This is a genomic window from Sorangium sp. So ce296 (assembly GCF_051529605.1).
Taxonomy (GTDB): Bacteria; Myxococcota_A; Polyangia; order Polyangiales; family Polyangiaceae; genus Sorangium; species Sorangium cellulosum_D.
In genome coordinates this window covers 103,836-129,305 of record NZ_CP150325.1, presented here as the reverse complement: position 1 = coordinate 129,305, position 25,470 = coordinate 103,836, and the positions used below count along the sequence as shown (strand labels likewise).

Genomic DNA, 25,470 nt, shown 5'->3' with positions numbered 1-25,470 from the left:
CGTCCGCTTCCACGTCGGTGGGCGTGGGTGGCGCCGGAACGGGCGGAGCCGGCGGCATGGCGCCGTTCGAGCCCGGCTTCATCCTCGGCGCCGATATCTCCAGCGTTCAAGAGGCGGTCGATAGCGGCGCGACGTACGTGGACACGGACGGCAACGAAAAAGGGATGCTCGAGCTGCTGAAGAACCACGGGTTCAACTACATCCGGCTCCGGACGTTCGTGGACCCGGGCGCTACCTACGGCTATGCGTTCGGGACCGGCGGCTCTTGCGAGAAGGAAGAGAGCTATTGCGACAAGGACCACACGATCGAGTTCGGCAAGCAGATCAAGGCCGCGGGCATGGGGTTCCTGCTCGACTTCCATTATAGCGACACCTGGGCCGACCCCGGCAAACAGATCATCCCCGAGGCCTGGCGGGGCGCCCGGTCGATCGACGAGATGGCGGGCCTCTTGAAGGACTACACGAAGGACGTCGTCGCCGCGCTCGTCGGCGCGGGCGCGCGCCCGGACATGGTGCAGATCGGCAACGAGATCACGCCGGGCATGCTGATCCACGTGCCGTCCGCCGACACGGACTGCTGGGGCAACGAGTCGGTCGTCAATCCGAGCGGCCTCACCGGGCGAGCGTCGAACCAGAACTGGGACAACCTGGCCGCGCTGCTCAAGGCAGGCATCGCCGGGGTCAAGGAGGTCGACGACACCATCAAGATCATGCTGCATGTCGAGAACACCGAGGACGTCGACGGCGTCGCGTGGTGGGTCAACAGCGCCAGGACGCGAGGCGTCGCGTTCGACGTCCTCGGGCTCTCCTGCTACACGGCATTTCAGGGGGAGCCCGAGGTGTGGCAGAACACCTTCAATGAACTGGCTGAGACATTCCCGGAGCTGTCGTTCGCGATCGCGGAATACAACCCCGAACGCACGAAGGCCAATCGGATCATGCGCGACCTGCCGGACGGCAGGGGGCTCGGGACGTTCTTCTGGGAGCCGACGCAGAGCGGCACATGGGGCTCGTCCCTCTTCACGTCGCAGGGCGGCGCGACCAGGGCGAGCAGCGACGCCTTCGCGGAGTTCGACGCGATCAAGGCGAGCTTCGGCCTGTAGTACCGCGGATCAGAGCTCCCGCCAGGGATCTGCCTCGCGAGCGAAGAGAAATAAACGCAAAGTCGCAAAGACGCAAAGGCGCAAAACTACAAAACTAAAAATTTTTTTTGCGTCTTTGCGTCTTTGCGTCTTTGCGCCTTTGCGTTGAACTCTCTCTCCGGATCCCTGGCCGGACGTCTGGCGGGCGGAAGGGGCGCTCGCTTCCTCGGCCCGCGCACGCGCCCACCACCGTCTCTCCACGGTCGCTCCTCCCGCTCCTGGAAGCGACACTGGCCGCCTCACGTTATCCTCAGCGCGCCTCATCGGAGCTCCGTCCGCCCGCGGATCCACATCGTCATGGCGGGGCCGGTCCGATGCGGCGCACGACCCCGAGGAGGCGCCCATGAAGGTGAGGATCGTCGTGAGTTACGTCCCCCGCTATCGCAGGGGGCACCGCTTCCACTTCGTCCCGCCGGTCACCGGGATCCACCTCGCGGCGATCACCCCGCCGGAGCACGAGGTCGAGCTCTTCCACGAGCAGGTGCGCCCCGTCCCCGTCGACGCCGCGCCGGACGTCGTCGCGCTCTCGTTCTTCTCCGGCTTCGCGCGCCGCGCCTACGCGCTCGCCGACCGCTACCGCGCCCTCGGCGTGCGCGTCGTCGCCGGCGGGCCGCACGTCTCGTACTGGATCGAAGAGGCGCTCCAGCACGTGGACGTGGTGGTCACCGGGGAGGCCGAGACGGTCTGGCCCGCCGTCCTGCGCGACCTCGAGCGAGGCACGCAGCGCCGCGTGTATCACGGCGAGCCGGCCTCGCTCGCCGGACTGCCGACCCCTCGTTACGATCTGCTCGAAGGCCGCTTCCTCGTGCCCCGCGTGCTCCAGGCGACGCGCGGCTGCCCGTTCACCTGCAGCTTCTGCACGGTGCCCGACCTCAACCCCGGCTTCCGCGTGCGCCCCGTCGACGAGGTGATCCGCGACATCGCCACCACGCATTTCCCCCGCTTCTGGCAGGAGAAGGTCGCCTGGTTCTGGGACGACAACCTGCTCGTCCAGCGCCGCTGGGCCAAGGAGCTCCTGCGCGAGCTCGCCGGCCTCGATCGCTGGTGGCTCACGCAGGCGTCCATCGATATCGTCAAGGACCGGGAGCTCCTCGACGCGATGGAGCGGTCCGGCTGCATCGGCATCTTCCTCGGGATCGAGAGCCTCGACGAGGCCGATCTGAAGAGCGTCGACAAGCGCCAGAACCGCGCGCGCGAGTACCGCGAGGCGATCCGCGAGCTGCACGATCGCGGGATCTGCGTGATGGCGGGCTTCATCTCGGGCTTCGACGATCAGACGCCGGAGGTCATCGCCTCCACGGCCGATCGGCTGAACGAGATCGGCGTCGACGTCCCGTTCCTGAGCATCCTCACGCCGTTCCGGGGCACGCCGCTGTACGACGAGCACCGGCGAGATGGGCGGATCCTCGAAGAGCGCGACTGGCCCCATTACAGCGGCTACGGGGTCGCCTTCCGGCCAGCGCGCATGTCGCCCGAGCAGCTCCTCGCCGCCCACCGGCAGATGTGGAATCGCGCCTTCGGCCCCGCGGCGGTGGTCGAGCGCCTCGCGCGCGGCGCGCGGTCGCTGAGCCGCGGCGGGATGATGCTGTCGGCGGCGATGAACGGCTTTTACGGCCTGAAGCAGGTCACCGGCAACGAGCCGGCGGCGCCGCCGCTCGAGCCCCGAGGGACGATCCGGCACCCGGCGCCCGGGGACGCCCCGGTCCGGCTCTCGCGCCTCGGCCTGAAGCGGGCAGAGGCCACCGTGGTTCCCCCGAGAGGGGCACGCGACGCCGCCGCCTCACCGGAGTGAGAGCAGCGGCGGCGCCCGGAGCGGGACGCTGGCGCCCTCGAAGGCGCGCGCGGCGCGCAGCACCAGCGCCTCCTCGAAGTGGCGCCCGACGATCTGGAGCCCGAGCGGCAGGCCGGCGCCGGTCACGCCCATGGGCACGCTGATGGCCGGCTGGCGCGTCAGGCTGAAGGGGCCGGCGAAGGACGCGGGGGGCGGGCCGCCGCCCTCGATGAGCGGAGCCGCCCCGGCCGAGGTGGGCGTCACCAGCAGGTCGAAGCGGCGGTGGAGCGCGGCCATGACCAGGGCCAGCTCCGCGCGGCGCCGCTCGGCCTCGAGGTACGCCACCGCGCCGAGCGCCTCCCCCTCGGCGGCCGCGCTCCGCACCGCGGGATCGAGCAGCGCGCGCTGCTCCGGTCCGAGCTCCCGCACGGTGTGCGCGGCGCGGGCGGCGAACAGCGTCCGCAGCACGCCCCCCGCGTCCGCGAGCGGGGGATCCACCTCCTCGACCTCGGCGCCGAGCTCCTCCAGGGTCGCCGCCGCCGCGGCGAAGCGGGCACGCGTCTCGCCGGCCGGCTCGATGGCGCCGAGCGTGGCGCTCACGCCGATGCGCACGCCCCGGAGCGCGCCCGCGATGGGCGCGCCGTCGAGCGCGTCCGCCGCGTCCCCGGGCGCCGGCGGGGCCCGGAACGGGTCGCGGTCGTCAGGGCCGGAGAGGACCGCGAGGAGCAGCGCCGCGTCGCCGACCGCGCGCGCGATCGGCCCCACGTGCGGGGGCACGCCCACCACGCTCGCCGGGTGGGCCGGCACGCGGCCGAAGGTCGGCTTGAGCCCCACCACCCCGGAGAACGCGCTGGGGACGCGGATCGAGCCGCCGCCGTCGGTCCCCACCGCGATCGGGCCGAACCCCGCCGCCACCGCGGTGACGGCCCCCGCGCTGCTGCCCCCCGGCGTGTGCCGGGGGTCCCACGCGTTGCGGGTGATCCCGGTCAGGGGGCTGTCGCCGGAGCCCTTCAGGCCGAACTCCGAGGTCGTCGTCTTCCCGAAGAGCACCGCGCCGTGCTCCCGCAGGCGCGCGACCGCGGGCGCGTCCTCGGTCCAGGGGCCGCTCGCGTCCACGGTGCGCGAGCCGCGCCGGGTCGGCCAGCCGGCCGTGAGCAAGAGGTCCTTCACCGAGACGGGCACCCCGTCGAGCCGCCCCGCCGGCGCGCCGCGGGCCCACCGCGCTTCCGACGCGCGCGCGGCGTCGAGGGCGCGCTCCTCGTCGACCAGCACGAACGCGTTGAGCGGCGCGCCGTGGCGCTCCACATGGGCGAGGACGGCCCGCGTCACCTCGACCGGCGAGGCGCTCCGGGCGCGGTAGAGGGCGAGGAGCTCGAGGGCGGTCGCTTGCACCAGCGAGGAGGTCATGGTGTTTCCACCATAGCGGACATGTCGTCCGCTGGGGTAGAAGGCGCAGGTCATGAGGACCGAGGGATCCGAGCCGGGGTGCACGGGGGCGGCCGTCGCCGAGGCGCTCGCCGCGGAGCACCTCGAGCGCGACGCCGAAGGCAGCCTCGACGCCGCGCTCGCCCTGGCGACCACGCTGCACGCGCCGGGGCAGCGCGAGCGCTACCGACGCCTGCTGGAGCGCGCGATCGCGCAGGCGGAGCGCGCGCTGGCCGCCGCCGAGCAGGAGCGCGCCGCGCTCGAGGGGCAGGAGCGCGCCGCTGGAAGAGAGCGGACCCTCGCGACGGGGATGGGCGCCCGTTCGACGCTGGCGAGGGCCCACGCGGCGCGCGCCGAAGACGCGCTCCACGGCGCGGGCCAGCTCTCGATGAGCGCGCAGCGCGCGCCGACGCGCGAGGCGTGCGACGACGGCTGGCGGCGCGTGGAGGCGATCGTGCTCGGCGCGGAGGCCGCGGCCCGCGCGGCCGCGGCCTGCGCCGCGGAGCTCGAGGCCGGCGCGCCTCGCTCGAAGGCCGCCCGCGCGGCGCGCGCGGCGGCGCACAGGGCCGAGGTCGCCGCGCGCGCGGCGCGCACGATCGTCGAGGAGCGAAACCACGCGTACACGTTCCACACGGACAACGGCTTCTCGTTCGGCGAGGGGTGGCACGTCGCCGCGGCCGCCGTCCTCGCGGGCGCGACCGTTCAAATCGAGCCAGGCAAGGCCGGAACGCCGCAAGCCGAGGCGTTTCTCCGCGATGCGGGCCTGAGCGATCACCTGCAGGCGTACCGCTCGCGCCCGCGCGCGATGAAGCAGACGACGGAGATCGTCGCGCGCGCCTTCGACGCCGATCCGTCGTCCGCCCAGCGGAGGCTCCGCGCGGCGTTCCTCGGGGACGCGCCGATCCCGGAGGCGGTGGCCGGCTGGGTCGATCGCAGGCTCGCGGACGCGCGGGCCGGAGCGCCGTGCCGGAAGAAGGTGCTGCTCTGGATCCGCGAGTGCGTCCACCACCCGCACCGAAACACGACGCTCGCCGAGCTGCTGGAGCTGACGGACCTGGCTCGACGCGCGGGGCTCGTGCCCGTGTTGACCGGCGACGCCCTTCGCGACGGACGGGTCCCCGAGGGCGCGGTCGACATGACCCTCTTCTGGAAGGACCCCATCTTTCGGCAGCTCGACATGCGCCGGGCGCAGCTGCAGTTCTTCGAGCACCTGAAGCGGACGCACGGCCTCGTCGGCCAGGTCGGCGTCACGACCGCGGGCATGGATGGCCCCGCGCTCATGGGGATCCCCACGATGTACCTCACCGATACGCCGAACGTGCGCATGCGGGCGTGGGTCGGCGCGGTGCCTGGATACGAGGAGGTCGTGCGCGAGAGCGGCTATCTCGAGCGCGTCCGCCGTGGGTTGTCCGGATGGGCCGCGGCGCCGTAGGCCGCCCTGATCTCGAGCCCTGAGGTGGCGCGGCCCACCGCGGCGAAGCCGCTCGCGTCTGGCTTTGCTGTGATCGTGTCGGGGGGAGCACCGCTATTGCTCGCGCGGGTTGACACGCTCGGACGACTTGCGCCTTGATGCGCGCCCTCCGCAGGCCGCCCTGAGGCGCCCTCGGCAGCGGCGCGGCGGAGCGCAGCAGTGAGCTTCTTTTAGGAATCGTGGAGATCGGATCGATGAGCCGTGTTCTTCGGCGGACCGCTTGGTTCGCCTGCGCTGGGGTCGTTCTGCTCGCCGGGTGCGGCGGCTCCTCGCCCGCGCCGCTGCCGGTAGAGGCCAGCTTGAACGGTGAGGGCGGCGGGAGCGATGGAATCGAGAGCGGCGACGCAGGGACCGGGGGCGCGGGCGGCGGGACGACCGTCGATTGCGACGCGCTCTCGGCCGAGCTCCAGGCCGCGCTCGACGCGGCCGTGGAGGACCAGCGGCTCCCCGGCGCGGCCGCCGCCGTGAGCCTCGGGGCGTGCAGCTGGCGCGGCGCCTCCGGGGTGGCCGACGCAGAGGCGGAGGTCCCCCTGCGGCCCGATGATCTCTTCCGGGTAGGAAGCATCACCAAGACCTTCATGGCGACCCTGGCGCTGATGCTGCGCGCCGAAGGCCGCCTGTCGCTCGACGATGCCGTCTCCGAGCACGTGGAGGGCGTCCCCGGCGGCGACCAGATCTCCGTCCGGCAGGTCCTGAACCACACGAGCGGGCTCTACGATTTCACGCAGAGCGACGCGTTCTGGTCCGCGGCCCTCTCCGACCCGGAGCGCGCGTGGGCGCCCCGGGAGCTCATCGAGATCGCCGCGTCGGAGCCGCCGTATTTCGAGCCTGGGGAGGGCTTCGCTTACTCCAACACGAACTACATCATCGCTGGTCTGATCCTCGAAGCCGCGTCGGGAGAGCCCGTCGGCGAGCTGCTCCGCGCCCGGATCCTGGAGCCGGCCGGGCTCGCGCGCACCTACCTCGACGGCGCCGAGGCGGCCGTGCCGGGGCTCGTGCACGGCTACGGGGTCGACCGGGGAAAGCTCGTCGACACGACCTCCGCGGCGGATCCGTCGGCGGCCGGCGCGGCGGGCGCCCTGGTCTCGACGACCGACGACCTCACGCGCTTCTACCGCAAGGTGCTCGGCGGCGAGCTGCTCGGCCCAGCCGAGCTCGCGGAGATGACCACCTGGGTGGACGCGAGGCTCGGCGAGGTGACCGGGTACGGGCTCGGGCTCTCCCGCCGTGAATCCCGGCTCGGCGCCCAGGTCGGGCATGACGGCGGTATCTGGGGCTTCACGTCCTCGTCCTATTACGCGATCGACAGCGACGCTTCGATCACCGTGCTCGTCAACCTCGAGGTCGGCGACGCGGGCAGGATCGTCGACGATCTGGCGGATGTCCTGATCATGCCCTGAGCCGGGCGGGGCGCGGTCGCCGCGCGCCCGACGCCCGCGATCGTGCACGCCGGAGCCGCGAGCCCCGGGCGCCGACGGCCATTTGCGCACTCGAGCCTCCGTCGGTCGGCGCGCCCTGCGCGGAGGCGGGGCTCTCGGGAGTCGACGCCGCGGCGCGGGGCGCCGGCGATACGCCGCGAACGGGTCTCACGCTTGCATCACGACGGACGCAGCCTGGATGGGGGATGCCCATCAAGCGGCTCGCATTGCAAAGGAGTCCATGATGAAGCTGGTGAAAGCGCTTGGTGCGCTGGCCCTGTTCGGCGTCGCCCTCGGCACGACGCAGCTCGCTGCGGCGGAGACCTCGACACCGATCCAGGATCTCGTGATCGTCGAGGAGACGGCGAGCCCGGATCTCGACGCCTCCCGGATCGTGGCCCCGTATGGCGGTTACGGCTACCGGCCGTACGGTGGTTACGGCTACCGGCCGTATGGCGGTTACGGCTACCGGCCGTATGGCGGTTTCGGCTACCGGCCGTATGGCGGTTTCGGCTACCGGCCGTATGGCGGTTTCGGCTACCGGCCGTATGGCGGTTTCGGCTACCGGCCGTACGGCGGTTACGGCTACCGGCCGTACGGCGGTTACGGCTACCGGCCGGGCTTCCAGCCGTTCGGGTGGTATCAGCCGTGGCGCTCGCTCTCCTCGGCGGCTCCGGGAAGGGATATTCCCACGCCCGCGGTGAATCTCCCCGACGATCGCTGATGGCGCGCTGCTCGCAAGGCCGAGGCGTCGAGGCCCGGCCTCCGGGCCTCGGCGGCGCGGCCGCGCAGGGCCTCCGGGCGCGTGAAGTCGGAGGGGATCCTCATGGGTGGAAGAGCACGGAGTCGCGGGCGCACCGTCCTGATCGCGGCCGCCGCCGCAGTGCACCTCGGGTGCGTCGTCCTCGGGGCGCTCCACGTCGATCTGCAGAGGGCGGGGTGGCTCGGCGGGGTGATCGCCTATCATGGCGCGCTCTCCGGCGCCGACAGCGGCTACAACTTCTTCGCTCCCGCGGTCAGCGCGCTGCCCTGGGCCAGGTTCCAGGTCACCGACGCGAGCGGCGCGGCCCGCGCCGAGGTGCTGGAGTCCGGAGCCAACCACGAGGCGGATCTCCGCGTCAGGAGCATCCTCTCGCTGTTCTTGCAGGCGCAGGACGAGGCGCTGCGGCGGTCGCTCGTCGCCTCGTGGGCAGGCAAGATGTTCGCGAGGCACCCGGGCGCCACGAGCGTGGTCGTCCGGCTGGAGATCTGCGATTTGCCCCCGATGCAGGAGTACCGCGAGGGCCGCCGGCCCGCGTGGAACCTCCTCTATCGGGCGAAGCTGGTCCAGCAGTCCAGGGGGCCGGCCGCCCGGCAGAACAGCGGCGGTGAGCCGTGATCGGGCCGATCGGGATCTCCTGCAGAGCGGGGCTCTCCCGCGTCGCCTCGCGCGTCGAGCGCTTCGCGCTCGCCCCTGCGTCCGCGGAGCCGCTCGCGGCGCTCCGCATCGGCCTCGCGACCGTGCTCCTCGTCCAGGCGGCGCTCGTCGCCCCCTCGCTCTTCGAGCTCTACGGTCCAGCAGGTATCCTCCAGGGCCCGCTGCGGGAGGCCTTCGCCCAGATCGAGCTGCCGGGGATCGGCTGGCTGGCCGAGCGGCTCGGCCCGCTCGGGATCGGCGAGACATCGCTCCTCGCATGCGTCGGAGCCGTGTACGTGCTCTCCCTCGCCTCGTTGCTCTGCGGGTTCTGGACGAGGACCTCTGCCCTGCTCGCGTGGATCACCCACAGGATGCTGATGGTGACGGCGGACGCGACCGTTTACGGCGCGGATCTCTTCGCCAACATCTTTCTCTTCTATCTCGTCTGGATCCCGTCGGGCGTCGCGCTGTCCGTCGATCGATGGCTGCTCGGACCGAGCCGCGCGGCCGCCGAGCCGACGCCGGCCGCGCGGCTCGGGCTGCGCGTCGTCCAAGTGCACCTCTGCATCGCGTACCTGGCCAGCGGGCTGGAAAAGGCGTCGGGCCCGTCGTGGTGGAACGGCGAGGCGATCTGGCGCTCGGTCATGCTCCCGGAGTACCGCCAGCTCGATTTCTCCTGGTTGGCCTGGCACCCGTGGATCGCGCAGGCCGCGGGGTGGGCGGTGCTCGCCGTGGAGATCGGGTACGCATTCCTCATCTGGCCGCGGCTCACCCGGCGCGCCGTCATCGTGGCCACGGCGCTCCTGCACCTCGGGATCGCGGCGTTCATGGGGCTCGGCGTGTTCGGCGCCATCATGCCGGTGTTCACCCTCGCCGCCTTCGGCGTGCCGGCGGACCCCCGCGCCCCGTCGCCGTCGCGCGCGGCGCCGCTGCCGGACCAGCCGCGCGCGGCGGGCGGATGAGCGCGCTGGCCGCGCCCCGTCGCCGTCGCGCGCGGCCAGCGGTCGCTCTCCCTCCCGCTACGGCGACAGGGTGAGCGAGCCCTCGTCGAGCGCGATCTCGTAGTAGCCGTGATCGTTCCACTGGAGCGTGCGGCCCCCCTGCTTGAGCGTCCCGCCGCTCACCTTGACGCGCAGGTACTTGCCCGGCGGGAAGTGGGCCGGCAGCGTCCACCGCCACGTCCTGTCGCTGCCCGACGTCGTGGGCGTGACCGAGGAGAGCATCTTCTGGCCGCGCCAGTAGGCGCCGACGTTCACCACGCTGTCGATCCACACGTCGCCGAGCGCCTTGGTGTGCTGGACGTGATCGAGGAACGCCCGGAGCTGGACGGGCTGATAGGCGCCGTCGCTGCCGCCGGTGAAGCCGTGCACCAGGACGGTGCGCCACTTGTTGGCGGACCGCGCGCTCGTGACCTGATCGTCGAACATCTGCGTGGAGGCGCCGGTCGGGGGGATGTAGCAGGGCAGATTGAACGGATCGGTCGAGTCGTTCGGGCCGATCAGGGCGTTGGCCACGCCGCGATTGATAAGGAAGCGCGACCGAGCGATGTTCCCGTACACCGACGAGCCGTTCGGGGCCGCCATCGTCCACACCTTGACGCCGAACTTGCTCTCGATGAACTGCGTGGCCGCGTCCGTGTCGGCGCCGCTGTCGTTGCTCGAGTGGCTCTTCGTGTGGTTGCCGAGCTCGTGCCCGTCCGCCACGGCCCGCTGCCACACCGGGTTGTTCGATTCGCTCTTGCCGGTCTGGAGATAGAAGGTGAACGGCACGTCGAGCGCGTTCAGCTGGTCGTAGTTCTGGATCTGGCTCGAGTTCGAGTCGTCGAAGGTGTACGAGACGGCGCCCTGGAAGCCCGCCCAGTTGAGCACGACCAGGTTCCCGGGCGAGCCGGTCGGCCTCGGCACGCCGCCCCCAGGCGGGACCGGGAGCCCGGAGCTCCCGCCCGCGCTACCGCCGCCGCCGCCTGCGCCGCCACCGCCGCCTGCGCCGCCGCTGCCCCCTGCGCCGCCGGAGCCCCCTGCGCCGCCCGCGCCGCCGCTGCCGCCCGCGCCAGAGCTGGCCGAGGAGCTGCTGCTCGAAGCGCTGCTGCTGCTGCTGCTGGAGCTCGCCGAGGTCGAGCCGCCGGTCCCGCTGCCGGTGACGGACACGAGCGACGGCCTGCCGGTGCCGTTCGCGCAGAAGCCCCAGCTCGTCGTCGCTCCCGGGCCCAGCGTGCCGTTGTAGGTCTCGTTCGTGACGACGAGCTGCCCGCCCGACGACGTCGTGCGCGCGCCCCACGCGTTGCTCACCGTGGAGCCGTTGAGCGCGACGGTCATGCCCCAGGCGGTGGTGGTCGTCCGGGTCGTGTTGTTGGTCGTGTTCTTGAGGGTCACGTTCGCGCAGTACCCCGTCGACCACTGCGACTGGAGCGCGAGGTCCGCCTCGAGCACTGAGTCCGCGCTGCTGAGATCGCCCTCCAGCGATTCCATCTCGTCGCCCTCGCCGTAGGGGTCCCCGACGCACGCGAAGAGGAAGCAGGCGAGCGAGACCGAACCGTAGCCCAGCAAGCTGGTAAGACGCATAAATTTCTCCTTGGAGCGGCCAGGTGAGCCGCAAGGTAATCGGCAAAGATGCTCAAGTAAGAATCTTACGTCAGCGTTTTACGCGCGGAGCGGGTAGCCCCGCGCATTGGGGAGTATGCCCGGTAAACGGGTCTTTGATCACGATCTGCGATGGTTGGAGATATCCATGTATTCAGGACGCGCACCGAGGCTGCGATCGTCGCTGGGTGTGAGCGTGACGCGGTGTCGCCGGCAGCGGCGACTCAGGCGCGCGGGCCCCGTGTCCACGCCGCTCATGATCCGAGCATCGCGCTGTGTCAGCGCACCCTCTTGCCGACATGGGGCGTCCCATCCTTGCGGACGTAGCCGTCGGGCAGGGCTCGCAGGTCGATGTCGGGGTACTCGGCCACATCGCCGGGGACGCTCGAGCCGATCTCCAGCAGCACGGCCTCGCGATCCGAGCGGTTCTGGAGGTGGTGTCCGTCGGGATCTCCCGCGCGGAACCCGGCGCAGTCGCCCGCGCGCAGCACCTCTTCGCCCCCGTCCGTGACCAGCACCACCTCGCCTTCCAGCACCATGACGAACTCGTCTTCTGAATGGTGCCAGTGACGCTGGCTCGACCACTGGCCGGGAGGCAGGCGAAGCAGGTTGACGCCGAACTGCGTCAGCCCCGCCGCCTTGCCGAGCCGCCACCGCGCCCGCTCGCGGCACGGGGCGTCGTACGGCGCCGGGTATGCGGTGCCGAGGCGCGTCGGGGCCTGAGAGATGTCGATCTTCTTCATCGGGAGTAGCCTCCTTGTGGGCCGGATTGGCGCGAAGCTTACCGAGGAAGAGCGATCGTCGCCACCGCCGAGGCGCTCTTCAGAGCTTCGCCGCCACGAGCTGGGCGAGCTCCACCATCCGGTTGGAGAAGCCCCACTCGTTGTCGTACCAGGCGAACACCTTCGCGAAGCGATCCCCCATCACCTGCGTCAGCGTCGCGTCGAAGATCGACGAGCGAGGATCGCCCAGGTAGTCGCTGGAGACGAGCGGCTCTTCGGTGTAGCCGAGGATGCCGCGCAGCGGACCCTCGCTGGCGCGCTTCATGGCGGCATGGATCGCGTCCTTGGTGAGCGGCCGGGTGCTCTCGAACGTGAGATCCACGACGGAGACGTCCATCGTGGGCACCCGCATCGACAGCCCGTCGAACCTGCCGGCGAGCGCCGGCAGGCACTCGCTGAGCGCCTTGGCGGCGCCGGACGAGGTGGGCACGATGTTCTGCGCGGCGGCGCGGGCGCGGCGCAAGTCGCCCTTGCGGTGCGGCACGTCCAGCAGGACCTGATCGTTGGTGTAAGCGTGCGTGGTCGTCATCAGCCCGCGCTCGAGGCCGAAGGCGTCCAGCAGCACCTTGGCCACGGGGGCGAGGCAGTTGGTGGTGCAGGAGCCGCACGACAGGATGGTGTGCGCCGAGGCGTCGTACTCCTCGGTGTTGACGCCGAGCACGATCGTCGCGTCGTGGCCCTTGGCGGGGGCGCCGATGATCACCTTGCGCGCGCCGGCCGCGAGGTGCGCGGCCGCCTTGTCGCGATCGGTGAACACACCGGTGCACTCGAGCACGATGTCCACGCCGAGCTCGCGCCACGGGAGCTTGGCCGGATCCTTCTCGGCGAGCACGCGGACGGGGCGCTCGTCGATCAGCAATCGCCCCTCGGCGGCGACGGCGCGCCGCTCGGCGCGGCCGTGCACCGTGTCGTAGTTGTAGAGGTGAGCCAGCGTCTCGGGGCTCGCCATGTCGTTGAGCGCCACGAGCTCGATGTCCGGAGCGCCGCGCTGCGACAGGGCGCGCACGATGCAGCGCCCGATGCGCCCAAAGCCGTTGATCGCGATTGTCTTGCTCATTTGCGGATCTTCCTTCGTGGTTGGGGGCGGGCGGGCCGCCCCGGGCGAGGGCCGTCGCCGCGCGCCGCCTCGTCCGCGGCGGGAGGGGCGCGGAAGGCCGCGAACAGCTTGTAGGTAATGCGATCGGGGTCATCAAGATCGCGCTCGTCCAGCGCGGAGACCACCTGCGCCGCGAAGCGCCCGCGCGCGTCCACGACGCGCCGGCGCATGCGCTCCCCCGCGGCCGTCGGCGGCGCTACGTCGTCGCGACGAGCAGCTCTTCGCCGTTCACGGGCCGGAGGCCGTCGGCCCTCCCGGCGAAGTAGCGCTGGGCCAGGCTGGCCGCCGATACGTGCCGCGCGTCCTTGAAGCCGGCGTCGCGCGCGAGCGCCAGGATCTCGGGCGGCGTGAAGAAGCTGAGGAAGGGCGTGCCGGCGGCTCGCGCTCCCTTGTGCGCCCACTCGGTGGCGGGGCGCACCTCGGGCTCGACGAGCTCGAGGGGCAGCATGAACGTCAGGGCCAGCGTGGAGCCCGGCGCGAGCCCGGCGACCTGGCGCAGCGAGGCGAGGTTCGCGTCCCTGGTGAGGTACATGCTGACGCCCGCGGACGCCACCACCGCCGGCTCGGTCGCGTCGAAGCCGGCGCTCGCGAGCTGCTCCCAGAGGGAGGCGCCCGCCTCGAAGTCGACCGGCACGAGCCGCAGCCAGTCCGGGACGCCGAAGCCGAGCTCGACGAGGCGCTGCCGCTTCCAGGCCTGAGGGCCGGGCCGGTCGACCTCGAAGACCCGGAGGCGAGAGGCGATGTCCGGCCGGCGCTGGGCGAACGTGTCCAGACCGGCGCCGAGGATGACGTACTGGCGGACGCCGCGGCCCGCCTCCTCCACGACGAGGTCCTCGATGAAGCGAGCGCGGGCCACGATGGAGGCCCGGAAGCGGCTCGTGGCTCCTGGGTTCATGTCCGGACGCTGGCGCCAGCCGTCGTCCGGGGCCGCCAGCTTCAGGCCAACCTCGTCGTCGAGGACGTGCGGCGGCGCGTCGATCTGGACGTGCATGGCGCGCCACAGGGCCACGCGCACCGCCGTTGCATCTGCTCCCGTCATTGGCTTTTCAGGCATGGTGTTCCTCTCGTCTACTCTGCCGCCGCGAGCGGCGCTTGCACGCTGAGCGGACGACCGTCGGGGTCGGCGAGCAGCATCTCGAGCGCGCGCCAATGCTGCGGCTCGAACGGGCGAAGGACGGCGCCGGCGCTCGGCGGCGAGAACCGCGCGGGGTCGGCCACGGCGACCACCGGCAGGACCTGCAGCGCACGGTCGCGCGGCCGCTCCGCGACGAAGATGTAGGGACCGCCGCGGGGGTGGCGCAGGCGGCCCGAGTGGTGATCGGTCTCGAAATCGAGCTCGTAGCCGAGGCCCCGCCAGAACGCGACCGTCTTGCCCCAGTTGTGGGTCTCGATGAGCAGGCCCTCGATGCCCTCAGTCTCCATGCTTCCTCCGCTTGCGTCGCTGCTCGTCGAGGTAGGCGCGCAGCGCGGCGGCCACGATCGCCGAGAGCGACTGCTCGGTGTCGACCGCGTGATGCTTGACCTCGCGAATCAGCTCGATCGGCAGATACACGTTGAACTGCTTCACGTCGTCCGCCATGTGCAGACCATGATAGGATGCTAGCATGCTAACGTCAAGGCGATCCGGGGGCGCGACGCGAATGCGGCGACGTCTCGCGCCGTCGCGTCACGTCGAAATGGTGCTGTTTCGCGTTCCCTTGAAGGGCCGGTCCCCGCGTGCGATCCTCGCGCGGCCATGGGCAAGGTCACCGCGCTCCACATGGACACCATCACGGAGAAATCGGGTCACCAGATGACCGGAATGGCCGTGAGCGTGTGTCTCACGCCGGCCGCCCCGAGCCCGCTGCCGATCCCGTATCCCACGATGGGCACCGTCGCGGAGGGGATCATCGATCCGTGCATGCGCACCAAGATCGAGGGCGCCAAAATCCTCACCGTGGGCGGCTGCATGAAGGCCTGTCACGGCAACGAGCCCGGCACGCTGAAGGAGGTCGTCAGCCTCAACACCGGCGGCCCTTGCTTCCCCTGGCTCGGCGCGCCCAATGTGCTCATCGAGCTCGGCATGGCCGGCATCACCGGCAGCATGGGGCAGATGAACAAGTCGATCACCGTCGGCGCCGGCGCGAGCGCGAGCGGCGCGGGCGGCGGCGGCGGGGGAGGGGGCGGCGGCGGCGGCGGCGCCGGCGGGCCGGGCGGCGGCGGGCCGCAGGGCGGCAGCAACGCCGGCGGCGGCGGCGGCGGGAGCAACCAGGGCGCGGGGCCGCCCAGGCCGCCCGCAGCGCCGGGCGCCGACGGCCAGGCCGCAGCGGGGCACCCGGTCGACATCGTGACCGGCGCCATGTTCACGCCGCCGGAGACCGATTTCCTCCTGCCGGGGCCGCTGCCGGTCCGCTGGATCCGCACCTACCGCACCTCCTCGGTCCTGCGGGAGTGCGGCATCGGCCGCGGCTGGTCCCACGCCCTCGGGTGGCAGGCCGAGATCCGGGACGACCGGCTCACCCTCATCGACGAGACCCTCCGGCCCACGACCCTCGCCGTCCCGCCGAGCGACGTCGAGGTGCTGCTCCCCTTCGGACGGCGCGTGTTCTGGGACGGCGACGCGCTCGTCGTGGATCTCGACGACGGCATCCTCCGCGTCCTCCGGCGCGGGCCCGCGCCCGGCGCCTTCCGCCTCGCCGAGCTGCGCGACCGGGCCGGCAACCTCGCGGAGGTCACCTGGGACGAGCGCGAGGTCGTCCAGATCGTCGACTCGGTCGGGCGCCGCGCGTGGCTCGTCCGAGAGGGCCAGCTCAAGAGCTGGTGGGTCGCCGCGACGGGCGCGGACGGCGTGGAGCACACGAAGCGCCTCGTGACGTACGAGCTCGACACGAACGGAGACCTCGTCCGCGCCATCGACGCCGGCGGCGTGGAGACGCGGTACGCGTACGACGACGAGCATTATCTCGTCCTGGAGCAGCAGCCGGGCGGCCTCCGGTATCACTTCGTGTACGCCGACGTCTCGGGGGAGCGGCGCTGCGTGGAGACCTGGGGCGACCTCGAGGGCGCGGACGTCCTCCAGGAGATCGGCGCGCCGGAAGCCTCGATGGCGGCGCGGCCCAAGGGCCTCTTCCACATGCGCTTCGAGTACGGGCCCGGGCCTCACGAGACCACCGTCATCGACGGCCTCGGCTACAGGTTTCGCTACAAGGGAAACGCGCTCGGCCTCGTGGAGCGATATCAGGACCCGGCAGGCCAGCAAAAGGACCTGGCGTACAACGCCGTCGGCCAGGTCGTCCGCTCGACCACGTCGGACGGGACCGAGCGGAGCACCTACGACGCGAGGGGCCGGCTCGCGTCGTTCACCGACGCGATGGGCCGCTCGTTCAGCCTGAAGCGCCGCGAGGACGGCGCCATCGTCGAGGTGCGCGATCCGGCGGGCGCTCGCTATGCCTTCACGGTCGGCGATCACGGGCAGGTGCTCGAGCGCGCCGACCCGCTCGGGGCGAAGACGCGGTACGAGCACGATCGGCGCGGGCAGGTGATCGCCATCGTCGCGCCCGACGGCACGGTCGAGTCCCTCGAGCACGACGCGCACGGGAACCTCGCCGCGCGGACGCTGCCCGGCGGCGGGACGGCGCGGTACACCTACGACCTCTTCGGTCAGCTGGTCCGCGTCGAGATGCCCGGCGGCGCCGTGTACGAGCTCGATTACGACAGCCGCGGCCTGCCGGTGCGCGTCCGGGCGCCGGGCGGCGTGGTCACCGAGCGGGCGTTCAACGACGCGCGCCGCCCCGTGTCGACGCGCCATCCGGGCGGCGGCGTGTCGTCGGCGCGCTACGTCGGGCACCTCGTGGTGGAGGAGGTGCAGGCGGACGGCGCCCGGTACCGGTTCGGCTACGACGCGCGGGGGCGGCTCGCCTGGGTCAGGAACCCGGCCGGCGAGTCGCTCACCATCGAGCGGGACGCCTGCGGCCGCGTGATCCGGACGAGGACGTTCTCGGGCGTGGAGACGACCTACGAGCACGACGCGCGCGGTCGCATCGTGCGCGCCGAGGTGGCCGGGACCACGGTCCGGAAGATCGCCTATGACGCCTGCGGCGACGTGATCCGGCGGGAGGACGGCGGCGTCGTGACCACGCTCGACTACGACGACCGCGGCTTCGTCCGCCGCGGCACGCGCGGCGCGACCGAGGTGCTCCTCGAGCGCGACGCGGCGGGGCGCATCGTGCGCGAGGAGCAGCGGGTCGGGGGCTGGCAGTACCGGGTGGAGCGGGCGTTCAACGCGAAGGGCTGGGCCACCGCGAAGCGCTACTCGACGGGCTGGCAGGTCCAGATGGGCCGCGGGCCGAGCAGCGATGTCGAGTCCATCACGGTCGAGTCGGCGGCCGGCGTCGAGCGGATCCTGCGCGAGGTCGACGCGCTCGGAAAGGAGACGGCGCGCGTCCGCGAGGGCGGGTACGCGATCCGCACGGAGCGCGACGCAGAGGGGCGCCCGGTCGCCACGGCGCTGGAGGATGCCGCGGGGAAGCCCGTGCGCGCGCGCCGCTACGTCTGGAGCAAGACCGGCCCGATCGAGCAGATCATCGACAGCGTCTCGGGCGTGCGCGCGTACGAGCTCGACGTGTTCGGACGGCCGCTCTCGGTGAACGGCCTCGGGGCCCAGGAGCAGATCCGGTACGATCCGAACGGCACCCCGCTGCGCTCCGGCGAGGATCGCGTGGGGCCGGGCGGTCGCCTGCTCCGCGCGGCCGGCGTCGCCTTCACCTGGGACGCGCAGGGGCGGCTCGCGTCGCGCGAGCCCGAGGGCTCCGCGGGCTGGGCCTACGAGTACGATGGGCTCGACGCGCTCGCGCGCGCGACGCGGAGCGACGGGCTCGTCGTCCAGTACCACGTCGACGCGTTCAACCGGCGGCTCGGCGAGGTGCGGAGCGACGGGGTGAGCACGTGGTTCGGCTGGGACGACCAGACCCAGGTCGAGGAGGTGAGCAGCGGCGGGGCGTCGGTGCGGCGGGTGTTCGCCGACGACGAGATCACCCCGCTGCTGGAGGGCAGCGCCGCGGGCGCGTGGAGGAGCGTCGTCACCGACGCGACCGCGACGCCCTGGCTGATGGTCGACCCGACCGGCGCCGCGACAGGCCAGGATCTGGGCGCGTTCGGCGGGGTCACCCGGCAGGAGGGGCCGTTCACGGCGATCCGGTTCGCCGGGCAGCGCCATGACGAGCTCACGGGGCTCACCTACCACCGCGCCAGGTACTACGCCCAGGAGCTCGGCACCTTCACCACGCCGGACCCGCTCTGGATCGACGCCTCGATGTTCGAGCTGGCGTTCGTGCCCAACGTCACGCTGTGGGTCGATCCGCTCGGCCTCGTCATCCTGCTCTTGAGCGACGACCCGAAATGCGTGAACGGCGCGAACGCGCGCGCGCGCGCCACGGGACATCACATCGTGCACTATCACCAGCTCGGAAATCCGAGGGCGCTTGCCGGCGAGAGCGATCTATACATCTACGGGCACGGAGCGCCGGGGATGATCCTTTACGCGAATCCGAGCGGCAGGTTCACGGGATCGACGATGACCGGCCACCAGCTCGCAAGCAGCATCCGGAACTCCGGCTTCACGGGCAGCAGGATCCACATGACGGTCTGCCACGGCGGCACCGATCCCCCCGGCCGGCCGGGGGGATCGACGGCCCAGTCGGTGGCGGACGCGACCGGCGCGACCACGGTGGCCTGCGTCGGCGACATTATGGACGACCACCCCACGATCCCGGGCGTCACGATCGCCGGCCCGGGCGGCTCGATGCAGCCCTTCACCCGCCGCCCCTGATCTCGAGGTATCAATGCCGACCGTTTGCGCTAGCCTATCCACGCCGCTCTCATCGTCCCAAGATGATCTCGTGTTCTGCGCCGCGTTCGCGCTCGCCTGGGATCGGCTGCGGGCGAGGTTCGGCCCGATCCGCATGGATCCCCAGCCGGCGCTGGCCGACGCGCTGAACGCGACGACGCTCGAGGCCGAGGTGGTGGACCCGGCGTGGAGCGTGTCGGGCGCCGGGTTCGGCGGGGAGGGCGTCGTGGAGGCCCTGCGGGCCGAGCTCTTCTCGAAGTTCCCTGACGCGAAGCCGCAGTACCTGCCGGAGGAGGTGCCTGCCGACGCGCTGGTGGCCTATGGCTACCTGAGCAAGGTCCTGAAGTTCGAGACGAAGTTCGCGGTGCGGGAAGGGACGTTCAAGGACTCGCGGGTCCGCGCCTTCGGGCTGGACGGCAACCCGTCCGGCGCGGACCCGGCGCGCAGGTCGCAGGTCGTCGTGCACGACTGGGTGGCACCGGGGGATTTCGTGATCGAGCTCGTCGCGGACGATCCGGACAGCCGCGTGGTCGTCGCGCAGATGGCGCCGGCGGAGACGCTGGCGGCGACGGTGGCCGGGGCGCTGGGCAGGCTCGACCGGCTCCGCGGCGATGCACGGCAGCTGGCCGAGGACGAGCCGCTCGTGATTCCGAGGCTGAGGCTCGATCTGGAGGAGCGCTTCAGGGAGCTCGAGGGGCGGCCCTTGATCGGCGAGGAGCTGAGCGGGGTGCGCTTCGACGAGGCGAAGCAGCGGGTGCAGTTCCACCTGAACGAGGGGGGCGCCGGAGCGACGGCGGAAGCGATCCTGGGTTCGTACGGGCCGCCGCCTCGGTCGTTCTGGGTAACGGCGCCGTTCCTGGTGCTGCTCCAGCGGCGCGGGGCGAGCGCGCCCTACCTGGCGGCGTGGGTGGAGAGCACGGCCTGGATGGAGGTGCTCGGCCCGGTGCCGCCGCCGCCGCCGGGGTGGGGGTCGCCTACGGGGTTCGGGGCGCCGCCGGGGTTCGGGTCGCCGCCGGGGTTCGGGCCGCCGCCGGGGTTCGGGCCGCCGCCGTCCGGCGCGGCGTGACGGCGCCGGCCGCCGGGGCGCCGCGGCGGCGGCACGGCGCGAGCCTGGCGAGGCGCTGTCACGAGGCCGGCGGCATCGTGCCCTTCGTCGCCGACAGCCCGGCGATGAGCCTCTCGACGACCACCCGGCGCCAGAGCGCTTGACAAACTGAACCGGTTTTGTTCTCCTACGCTCCTACAACGCACCACAGCTCGCGCCCAACGCCGCGGCCCCGGACAGCCGTGCCCGGCGCCAGCGCGTATCGCCCCCGCAGCATCACTGGGCGCCTCGATCGCGGAGACCGGTGATCCACCCTCCCGGACGCGGGGCCGCGCGGACCAGCTCGTGGGCGACAAGGAGCCATTCATGCGAAAACCTTTGTTCTTGGGCCTTGGCGCATCAGGTATCCTCGCTCTTCTCCTGATGGGGCTCGGGTGCGATTCATCGAGCGGGTCCTCCTCCGGCACGGGGGGCGACGGCGGCTCCGGCGGCCAGAGCGCGACGAGCAGCGGGAGCGGCGCCGGCGGCGCCAGCGCCTCGACCGGCTCCGGCGGCGCGGCGGACGGCGGGGGCGGCGCGGGCACCGGGGGCGACGCGGCGGGCACCGGGGGCGACGCGGCGGGCACCGGCGGCTCGGGCGGCGGCGCGACGCCGGCGCCGGCCTGGGACTGGACCGGCATCGTCGGCACGGGACAGAGCCTGTCGGTCGGCGCGGAGGCGAACCCGCCCCTCGGGACGCGGCAGCGCTTCGGCAACCTCAAGCTGTCCCTCGGGAACGCGAGCGTGCCCCCGTTCGATCCGGAGAGCAGCGCCCTCTCCCTGGTGCCGCTCGTCGAGCCCATCCGCCCGTTCGCGACGACGTACCCCAGCGCCTACCCGAAGAACCTCTACGGCGAGACGCCGCACACGGCGATGGCCGATCAGATCTCGACGCTGGCGAAGGCCGCGATGATCGGCGACCACGTCACGGTGCACACGGTCGTCGGCGAGAGCGGGCAGCCGATGACCGTCCTCCGGAAGGGCGCCACCGAGGTGGTCAGCGGCGACACGACCATGGGCCGCGCCTACGCGGCGACGCTGTTCGAGGCCGAGGCGATCGCGAAGCTCGCCAGCAAGGCCGGCAAGACGTTCGGCGTCGGCGCGATCATCATCACGCACGGCGAGTCCGACGCCGGCAGCCCGACCTACGAGGACGATCTGGTCAAGCTGTGGTCCGACTACAACCAGGATATCCCGCCGCTCACCGGGCAGACGCGGAGCATCCCGATGCTCGTATCCCAGCAGCACTCGGTGCACCTCGAGGTGGGCTCGCGGTCGACGTCGACCCTGGCGCAGTGGCACGTGGGCGTGAGCCACCCGGGAGACATCCTCTGCTCGGGTCCGAAGTACCAGTATCCGTACGCGAACGATCACATCCATCTCAACGCGAACGGGTACCAGCAGCTCGGCGAGAAATACGGCCAGGTCTACTTCGAGAAGGTCGTCCTCGGGAAGGACTGGCAGCCGCTCCAGCCGACGCGGGTCGAGCGCAACGGTAACGTCGTCACCGTGCGCTTCCACGTCCCGGTGCCGCCCCTCGTGTGGGACACGGCGCTGCCGTCTCCCCACCAGACGGCGCTCACCGAGTGGGCGCAAGGCCGCGGCTTCGAGCTCTGGAGCGGCAACACCCGGATCGAGATCAGCGGCGTCGAGATCGACGGCGACGCGGTCAAAATCACGGCGCGGAACCTCCCCGCTTCCGGCGTGATGGTCGGCTACGCGGCGACGACCGACGGCGAAGCGAACGCGATGCCGGGCGGCACGACGCGCTGGGGTCAGCTGCGCGACTCGGACCCGTTCGTCGGCTCGGTCACGGGCAAGGCCCAGCCGAACTACAGCGTGGCGTTCGAGATGAGCGTCCCCTGAAGGTCGAGATCCGCGTCTCCTGAAGAAGCGCGCCGCCGCGCCAAGGCGAGCCGCTCAGAAGCCGATCCTGTCCACGGCGGCTCGCGCGCTGGTCGTCGCGGCAGGCCCTGGCTTCGGCGGAGCGGCTCGCCTGGCCGTCACGGGCGCAGGCAGGGCAGGGGACGGCGCGAGAGAGGCGGTCGGGCGCGAGGGCGGCGTCGAGGGCGGAGCGCTGGTCGGTGCTGGCTGGGGCTCCTCTGCGCGTCGCGCGAGCGGCGTGACCTGGGTAGGCAGCGGCGGCTCGGACGGCGCGGCCTGGGCACGCAGCGGCGGCTCGGACGGCGCGGCCTGGGCAGGCAGCGGCGGCTCGGGCGGCGTGGCCTGGTGCCCGGGCGCGTCGAGCGAGGCCGAGCGTTCGGCGGCGGGCGATCCCTGCGCCTGGAGGTCACCCTGCTTGAAGAAGACGGTGAGCCCGAGCGCCGCAGCCCCCGCGAGCGCGGCGCCTGCCGCGAGCCGGAACCCGGCGCGGCCTCGTCCGGCACGCGGGCGCGGCAGGACGAGCTCGCGGAACGTCCGCGCCTGGCCACCGCTGTGCGGCGGCCCCGCGCTGTCGGGGACCTGCGTCTGCGCCGCCCATGCTGCCGGCGGGAACGGCTGCGGCCACTGCATCGGCGCGGCGAGCCCGCCGGCCGCGAGCGTCGGAGCGAGCGCGAGACCGAAGAGCGCCTGATCGAGCGCGCCGGCCATCTCTCTGGCCGACCCGAACCGCGCCGCCGGATCGCGCTGCAGCGCCCTCGTGACCCAGGCGTCGAAGGCGTGCGGCACCTCCCGTCTCATGACGCTGGGGAGGGTGAACACGCCGGCGTGAATGGCCACGGAGAGCGCGCCCAGCGTCTCTCCTGCGAACGGCACCCGGCCGGTGATGGCGTAGTACCCGACGACGCCGAGCGCCCACAGATCCGCGCGAAAGTCGACGTGCTTGGCGCTGAGGAGCTGCTCCGGGCTCATGTAAAGAGGCGTTCCGAACGAGCTCCCCGTCGACGTCATGTCCTGATCGCAGCTCACCGGCTGCTTGGCCACGCCGAAGTCCAGCACCTTGACGAAGAGCTCGCCCTCGCCCTCGAGATCGGTGAGGAAGATGTTCTCCGGCTTGATGTCGCGGTGGACGATGCCGAGCTGGTGCGCGCGCCCCAGCGCCCTGGCGACCTGCCTCACGATGCACGCGAGCTCGTGCAGCGACATGGGGCCGAGGCGATGAATACGGCTCTTCAGATCTTCGCCCTCGAGCAGCTCCATGACGATGTACGGCACCCCCGCCTCCGTCACACCCCGATCGAACACCTGGGCGACATGGGGGCTCTTGAGCTGCGCCGCCGTCATCGCCTCGCGCCGGAAGCGCTCGGCGAACGCGGCGCTCTGCGCGATCTCCGGGGCCATGAACTTCACGGCGACCTGCGACCCGAGGGAGAGGTGGTCGGCTACCCAGACGCTCCCCATCCCTCCTTGTCCGAGCGGCCTCACGAGCCGAAGCTTGGGCGTAACCAGATGTCCGGAGTTCACGAGCCACCCCTCTGCGGGTCACGCGCCGCGTTTGATGATGGTGAACGAGCTCAGGTTAGGACGGCAAGACCGATAGTCAAGTTGTTCAGTTTATCGGCGCGCGCGAGCCGCGTTCCCGTGTGCGCGAGCTGCTTTTGCTTGAACGTTCGTGTCGCTGCGCGGAACCGCGCGTGAAGTGCGCCGCTGCCCGCCCGATGACCGGCTGCGCCTGAGACATATCGAGGCCTCGCGCGCGGCCATGTGTTCAGACGAGAGGCGCGTGGCCCTGCGTCGCTCTGGCGCTCCGCGCGGGCCCGCGCGTCGGCGCCGGGGGGGTTCCCCTGTGCGGTCCTGGAGCTTCTCTGCGAACGCTGCCCGAATCCTCTCGACCATCATGCGCCCTTGACAAGACAGACCTGTCTGTCTTAAATGCGGGCGTGAGCGACGCCCGGAGCCACATCCTCGAGGTCGCGGAGCGCCTCTTTTACGCGGAGGGCTACCGCGCCGTCGGCGTCGATCGCTTGATCGCCGAGGCGGGCGTCGCCAAGGCCACCTTTTATCGCCACTTCCGGACCAAGGACGAGCTGCTCGTGGCGGTGCTCGACGCCCGCGACGCGCGCTTCCGCGCGTGGCTGGCCGGGCGCGTCGAGGCCCTCGCGAGCGACCCGCTGGATCGGCCGCTCGCGGTCTTCGACGCGCTCTCCGAGCGGTTCGCCGCGAACGACTTCCGCGGGTGCGCGTTCCTCAACACGATGGTCGAGGTCGCGAGCCGGAGCCACCCCGCCCACGAGGCGTCGCAGCGCCACAAGCAGCGTCTCATCGACTATCTCGAGGGGCTCCTGCGCGAGGCCGGCGCGCCGGACGCCGCCGCGCTGGCGCCGCAGCTCCTGCTTCTGATCGACGGCGCGACGGTCACTGCCGTCCGCGAGGGGGGACCGGGCGCGGCCGCGCGCGCGCGTTCCCTCGCCGAGGTGCTCCTCGCCACCGCGCGGCCAAGGAGGCGACGACGATGAACCAGATCCCGTGTGTCCCGAGCATGTCGGTTCGGCATGCCGAGCAGCCCTCGAGCCCTCGCCGCGCCGGCGCGGAGCCCCGCACCGGCCAGCGGTCGGCGCGCCCCCCGCGGACGCCGCCGGCGCGCGGGGCCGCCCTCGCCGCGCCGCTGCTCGCGCTCTTGCTGACCGCGTGCGCGCCGGCGAACCGCGCCGACGCCAGCGCCCCGCCGGCCGCCGCATCGGCCGGCGCCGAGCCGGCGGCCGCCGCCGACGCATCGAGCGGCCGCCTCCAGTGGCGCGGCGGTCCGACGGCGATCCTCGAGCGCGACGGGCTCCGGCTCCTCACCGATCCCGTCCTCGGGCCGCGCGGGCCTGCCGTGTTCGTCCTCCCGAAGCACCCGTCGACCGGCGTCGAGAACGCGCCGGTCGCCCGCTACACGGATCCTCCCGCCGAGCCGCTCGGGCGACTCGACGTCATCCTCCTCAGCCACAACCACGCCGACCACTTCGACGCGGTCGCGAGGGAGACCCTCCCGAAGGACGTCACCTTCGTCCTCCCGCCCGACGCGGCCGACGCCGCGCGCGCCGCGGGGTTCACCAGGCTGACGCCGCTCGACTGGGACGGCGAGACGGTCATCCCGACCCGCGCCGGCCGCCTCCGGATCCTCGCCGTCCCGGCGAACCATTCCCACGATGCGGCGCTCGACGCGACGCTCGGGAAGGGCAATGGGTATGTGCTGCGCTGGGAGGGCGCGACGCCTTATTCGATCTACTGGACCGGCGATTCGGTCTTCACCGAGCCCATGCGCGCGGTGGCGGCCCGGTTCGCGCCCATCGACCTGTGGCTGCCGCACCTCGGCGCGGTCGGCGTCGACGGCGCGCGCGGCCTCCGCACGATGGACGCCGAGGAGGCCGTCGCCGCCGCCGCGCTCCTCCGCCCGCGCCACGTGATCCCGATCCACCACACCACCTTTGGCCATTACCGCGAGCCGGTCACGGCGTTCGTTCAGCGCGCCGCGACGAAGCGCCTGCCCGCGCACATCCACGTTCCGACCGACGGCGCGTGGATGCCCCTCCCGCGCTGATCCAGCTTCGGCGCGCCC

21 protein-coding genes are annotated in these 25,470 nt (G+C 72.2%); 12 read left to right on the top strand and 9 right to left on the bottom strand.

All coding sequences use genetic code 11. The features are described 5' to 3' along the window. Positions 1-56: 56 nt before the first annotated feature. Both WME98_RS00520 and WME98_RS00515 read left to right on the top strand, forming a co-directional pair. Entirely contained in the window at positions 57-1,103 is a 1,047-nt protein-coding gene (locus tag WME98_RS00520; RefSeq protein WP_437949406.1) for a glycosyl hydrolase 53 family protein, read from the top strand. 382 nt (positions 1,104-1,485) lie between these two features. After that, positions 1,486-2,934 (top strand): B12-binding domain-containing radical SAM protein, encoded by a 1,449-nt coding sequence (locus WME98_RS00515; RefSeq protein ID WP_437949405.1) that lies wholly within the window; start codon positions 1,486-1,488, stop codon positions 2,932-2,934. On the opposite strand, the gene WME98_RS00510 is transcribed toward WME98_RS00515, so the two are convergent. Beyond that, positions 2,923-4,320 carry an amidase gene (locus tag WME98_RS00510; RefSeq protein ID WP_437949404.1) on the bottom strand — a complete coding sequence of 466 codons (1,398 nt, stop codon included), beginning with the start codon at positions 4,318-4,320 and terminating at the stop codon, positions 2,923-2,925. The genes WME98_RS00515 and WME98_RS00510 overlap by 12 nt on opposite strands. Positions 4,321-4,372: 52 nt before the next feature. Between WME98_RS00510 and WME98_RS00505 the strand changes: the two genes are divergently transcribed. The 5 genes from WME98_RS00505 (at position 4,373) to WME98_RS00485 (ending at position 9,585) form a co-directional block, all read left to right on the top strand. Further along, positions 4,373-5,770 carry a hypothetical protein gene (locus WME98_RS00505; protein ID WP_437949403.1) on the top strand — a complete coding sequence of 466 codons (1,398 nt, stop codon included), beginning with the start codon at positions 4,373-4,375 and terminating at the stop codon, positions 5,768-5,770. A 233-nt stretch (positions 5,771-6,003) separates the two neighbouring features. After that, complete coding sequence (locus tag WME98_RS00500; protein ID WP_437949402.1) at positions 6,004-7,209, top strand: serine hydrolase domain-containing protein; 1,206 nt, start codon at positions 6,004-6,006, stop codon at positions 7,207-7,209. 259 nt (positions 7,210-7,468) lie between these two features. Further along, positions 7,469-7,951, top strand: coding sequence for a hypothetical protein (locus tag WME98_RS00495; RefSeq protein ID WP_437949401.1), 483 nt, complete (start codon positions 7,469-7,471; stop codon positions 7,949-7,951). 102 nt (positions 7,952-8,053) lie between these two features. After that, positions 8,054-8,605, top strand: a complete 552-nt coding sequence (locus WME98_RS00490; RefSeq protein ID WP_437949400.1) for a hypothetical protein — start codon at positions 8,054-8,056, stop codon at positions 8,603-8,605. Beyond that, positions 8,602-9,585 carry an HTTM domain-containing protein gene (locus WME98_RS00485; RefSeq protein ID WP_437949399.1) on the top strand — a complete coding sequence of 328 codons (984 nt, stop codon included), beginning with the start codon at positions 8,602-8,604 and terminating at the stop codon, positions 9,583-9,585. Before WME98_RS00490 ends, WME98_RS00485 begins: the two co-directional genes overlap by 4 nt. Positions 9,586-9,642: 57 nt before the next feature. Here WME98_RS00485 and WME98_RS00480 read toward each other — a convergent pair whose 3' ends face one another. The 7 genes from WME98_RS00480 to WME98_RS00450 form a co-directional block, all read right to left on the bottom strand. Beyond that, positions 9,643-11,184 carry a cellulose binding domain-containing protein gene (locus WME98_RS00480; RefSeq protein WP_437949398.1) on the bottom strand — a complete coding sequence of 514 codons (1,542 nt, stop codon included), beginning with the start codon at positions 11,182-11,184 and terminating at the stop codon, positions 9,643-9,645. A gap of 296 nt (positions 11,185-11,480) precedes the next feature. Then, complete coding sequence (locus WME98_RS00475; RefSeq protein ID WP_437331642.1) at positions 11,481-11,945, bottom strand: cupin domain-containing protein; 465 nt, start codon at positions 11,943-11,945, stop codon at positions 11,481-11,483. A 79-nt stretch (positions 11,946-12,024) separates the two neighbouring features. Further along, complete coding sequence (gap, locus tag WME98_RS00470; protein WP_437949397.1) at positions 12,025-13,041, bottom strand: type I glyceraldehyde-3-phosphate dehydrogenase; 1,017 nt, start codon at positions 13,039-13,041, stop codon at positions 12,025-12,027. Next, a complete protein-coding gene (locus WME98_RS00465) occupies positions 13,038-13,250 on the bottom strand; it encodes a hypothetical protein (RefSeq protein ID WP_437949396.1) in 213 nt (70 codons plus the stop codon). Before WME98_RS00465 ends, gap begins: the two co-directional genes overlap by 4 nt. Positions 13,251-13,276: 26 nt before the next feature. Further along, positions 13,277-14,134, bottom strand: coding sequence for a class I SAM-dependent methyltransferase (locus WME98_RS00460; protein WP_437949395.1), 858 nt, complete (start codon positions 14,132-14,134; stop codon positions 13,277-13,279). A 14-nt stretch (positions 14,135-14,148) separates the two neighbouring features. Continuing rightward, positions 14,149-14,502, bottom strand: coding sequence for a hypothetical protein (locus WME98_RS00455; RefSeq protein WP_061624660.1), 354 nt, complete (start codon positions 14,500-14,502; stop codon positions 14,149-14,151). Next, complete coding sequence (locus WME98_RS00450) at positions 14,492-14,686, bottom strand: ribbon-helix-helix protein, CopG family (RefSeq protein WP_437949394.1); 195 nt, start codon at positions 14,684-14,686, stop codon at positions 14,492-14,494. Before WME98_RS00450 ends, WME98_RS00455 begins: the two co-directional genes overlap by 11 nt. A 129-nt stretch (positions 14,687-14,815) precedes the next feature. Here WME98_RS00450 and WME98_RS00445 point away from each other — a divergent pair, with 129 nt between their 5' ends. The 3 genes from WME98_RS00445 (at position 14,816) to WME98_RS00435 (ending at position 21,854) form a co-directional block, all read left to right on the top strand. Next, on the top strand, positions 14,816-18,886 hold the full coding sequence (locus WME98_RS00445) for a PAAR-like domain-containing protein (RefSeq protein WP_437949393.1): 4,071 nt from the start codon (positions 14,816-14,818) through the stop codon (positions 18,884-18,886). Positions 18,887-18,956: 70 nt separating this feature from the next. Then, the gene (locus WME98_RS00440; protein ID WP_437949392.1) at positions 18,957-19,970 is read left to right on the top strand and encodes a hypothetical protein; all 1,014 of its coding nucleotides are present in this window, start codon (positions 18,957-18,959) and stop codon (positions 19,968-19,970) included. Between the two features lie 345 nt (positions 19,971-20,315). Continuing rightward, complete coding sequence (locus WME98_RS00435) at positions 20,316-21,854, top strand: dockerin (protein WP_437949391.1); 1,539 nt, start codon at positions 20,316-20,318, stop codon at positions 21,852-21,854. Positions 21,855-21,908: 54 nt separating this feature from the next. Here WME98_RS00435 and WME98_RS00430 read toward each other — a convergent pair whose 3' ends face one another. Continuing rightward, positions 21,909-23,330 carry a protein kinase domain-containing protein gene (locus WME98_RS00430; RefSeq protein ID WP_437949390.1) on the bottom strand — a complete coding sequence of 474 codons (1,422 nt, stop codon included), beginning with the start codon at positions 23,328-23,330 and terminating at the stop codon, positions 21,909-21,911. Positions 23,331-23,809: 479 nt separating this feature from the next. On the opposite strand from WME98_RS00430, the gene WME98_RS00425 reads away from it, so the two are divergent. Continuing rightward, the gene (locus tag WME98_RS00425; protein ID WP_437949389.1) at positions 23,810-24,385 is read left to right on the top strand and encodes a TetR/AcrR family transcriptional regulator; all 576 of its coding nucleotides are present in this window, start codon (positions 23,810-23,812) and stop codon (positions 24,383-24,385) included. Continuing rightward, positions 24,382-25,452: an MBL fold metallo-hydrolase gene (locus WME98_RS00420; protein ID WP_437949388.1), complete on the top strand. Its 1,071-nt coding sequence runs from the start codon at positions 24,382-24,384 to the stop codon at positions 25,450-25,452. The genes WME98_RS00425 and WME98_RS00420 overlap by 4 nt, the downstream gene beginning before the upstream one ends. Positions 25,453-25,470 lie beyond the last annotated feature (18 nt).

What these genes read in the sequence shown, in the direction of transcription:
- WME98_RS00520 (WP_437949406.1), top strand. Translation starts at nt 57, where the DNA reads ATGGCGCCGTTCGAGCCCGGCTTCATCCTCGGCGCCGATATCTCCAGC.
- WME98_RS00515 (WP_437949405.1), top strand. Translation starts at nt 1,486, where the DNA reads ATGAAGGTGAGGATCGTCGTGAGTTACGTCCCCCGCTATCGCAGGGGG.
- WME98_RS00510 (WP_437949404.1), bottom strand. Translation starts at nt 4,320, where the DNA reads ATGACCTCCTCGCTGGTGCAAGCGACCGCCCTCGAGCTCCTCGCCCTC.
- WME98_RS00505 (WP_437949403.1), top strand. Translation starts at nt 4,373, where the DNA reads ATGAGGACCGAGGGATCCGAGCCGGGGTGCACGGGGGCGGCCGTCGCC.
- WME98_RS00500 (WP_437949402.1), top strand. Translation starts at nt 6,004, where the DNA reads ATGAGCCGTGTTCTTCGGCGGACCGCTTGGTTCGCCTGCGCTGGGGTC.
- WME98_RS00495 (WP_437949401.1), top strand. Translation starts at nt 7,469, where the DNA reads ATGATGAAGCTGGTGAAAGCGCTTGGTGCGCTGGCCCTGTTCGGCGTC.
- WME98_RS00490 (WP_437949400.1), top strand. Translation starts at nt 8,054, where the DNA reads ATGGGTGGAAGAGCACGGAGTCGCGGGCGCACCGTCCTGATCGCGGCC.
- WME98_RS00480 (WP_437949398.1), bottom strand. Translation starts at nt 11,184, where the DNA reads ATGCGTCTTACCAGCTTGCTGGGCTACGGTTCGGTCTCGCTCGCCTGC.
- WME98_RS00475 (WP_437331642.1), bottom strand. Translation starts at nt 11,945, where the DNA reads ATGAAGAAGATCGACATCTCTCAGGCCCCGACGCGCCTCGGCACCGCA.
- gap (WP_437949397.1), bottom strand. Translation starts at nt 13,041, where the DNA reads ATGAGCAAGACAATCGCGATCAACGGCTTTGGGCGCATCGGGCGCTGC.
- WME98_RS00465 (WP_437949396.1), bottom strand. Translation starts at nt 13,250, where the DNA reads ATGCGCCGGCGCGTCGTGGACGCGCGCGGGCGCTTCGCGGCGCAGGTG.
- WME98_RS00460 (WP_437949395.1), bottom strand. Translation starts at nt 14,134, where the DNA reads ATGCCTGAAAAGCCAATGACGGGAGCAGATGCAACGGCGGTGCGCGTG.
- WME98_RS00455 (WP_061624660.1), bottom strand. Translation starts at nt 14,502, where the DNA reads ATGGAGACTGAGGGCATCGAGGGCCTGCTCATCGAGACCCACAACTGG.
- WME98_RS00450 (WP_437949394.1), bottom strand. Translation starts at nt 14,686, where the DNA reads ATGCTAGCATCCTATCATGGTCTGCACATGGCGGACGACGTGAAGCAG.
- WME98_RS00445 (WP_437949393.1), top strand. Translation starts at nt 14,816, where the DNA reads ATGGGCAAGGTCACCGCGCTCCACATGGACACCATCACGGAGAAATCG.
- WME98_RS00435 (WP_437949391.1), top strand. Translation starts at nt 20,316, where the DNA reads ATGCGAAAACCTTTGTTCTTGGGCCTTGGCGCATCAGGTATCCTCGCT.
- WME98_RS00430 (WP_437949390.1), bottom strand. Translation starts at nt 23,330, where the DNA reads ATGGGGAGCGTCTGGGTAGCCGACCACCTCTCCCTCGGGTCGCAGGTC.
- WME98_RS00420 (WP_437949388.1), top strand. Translation starts at nt 24,382, where the DNA reads ATGAACCAGATCCCGTGTGTCCCGAGCATGTCGGTTCGGCATGCCGAG.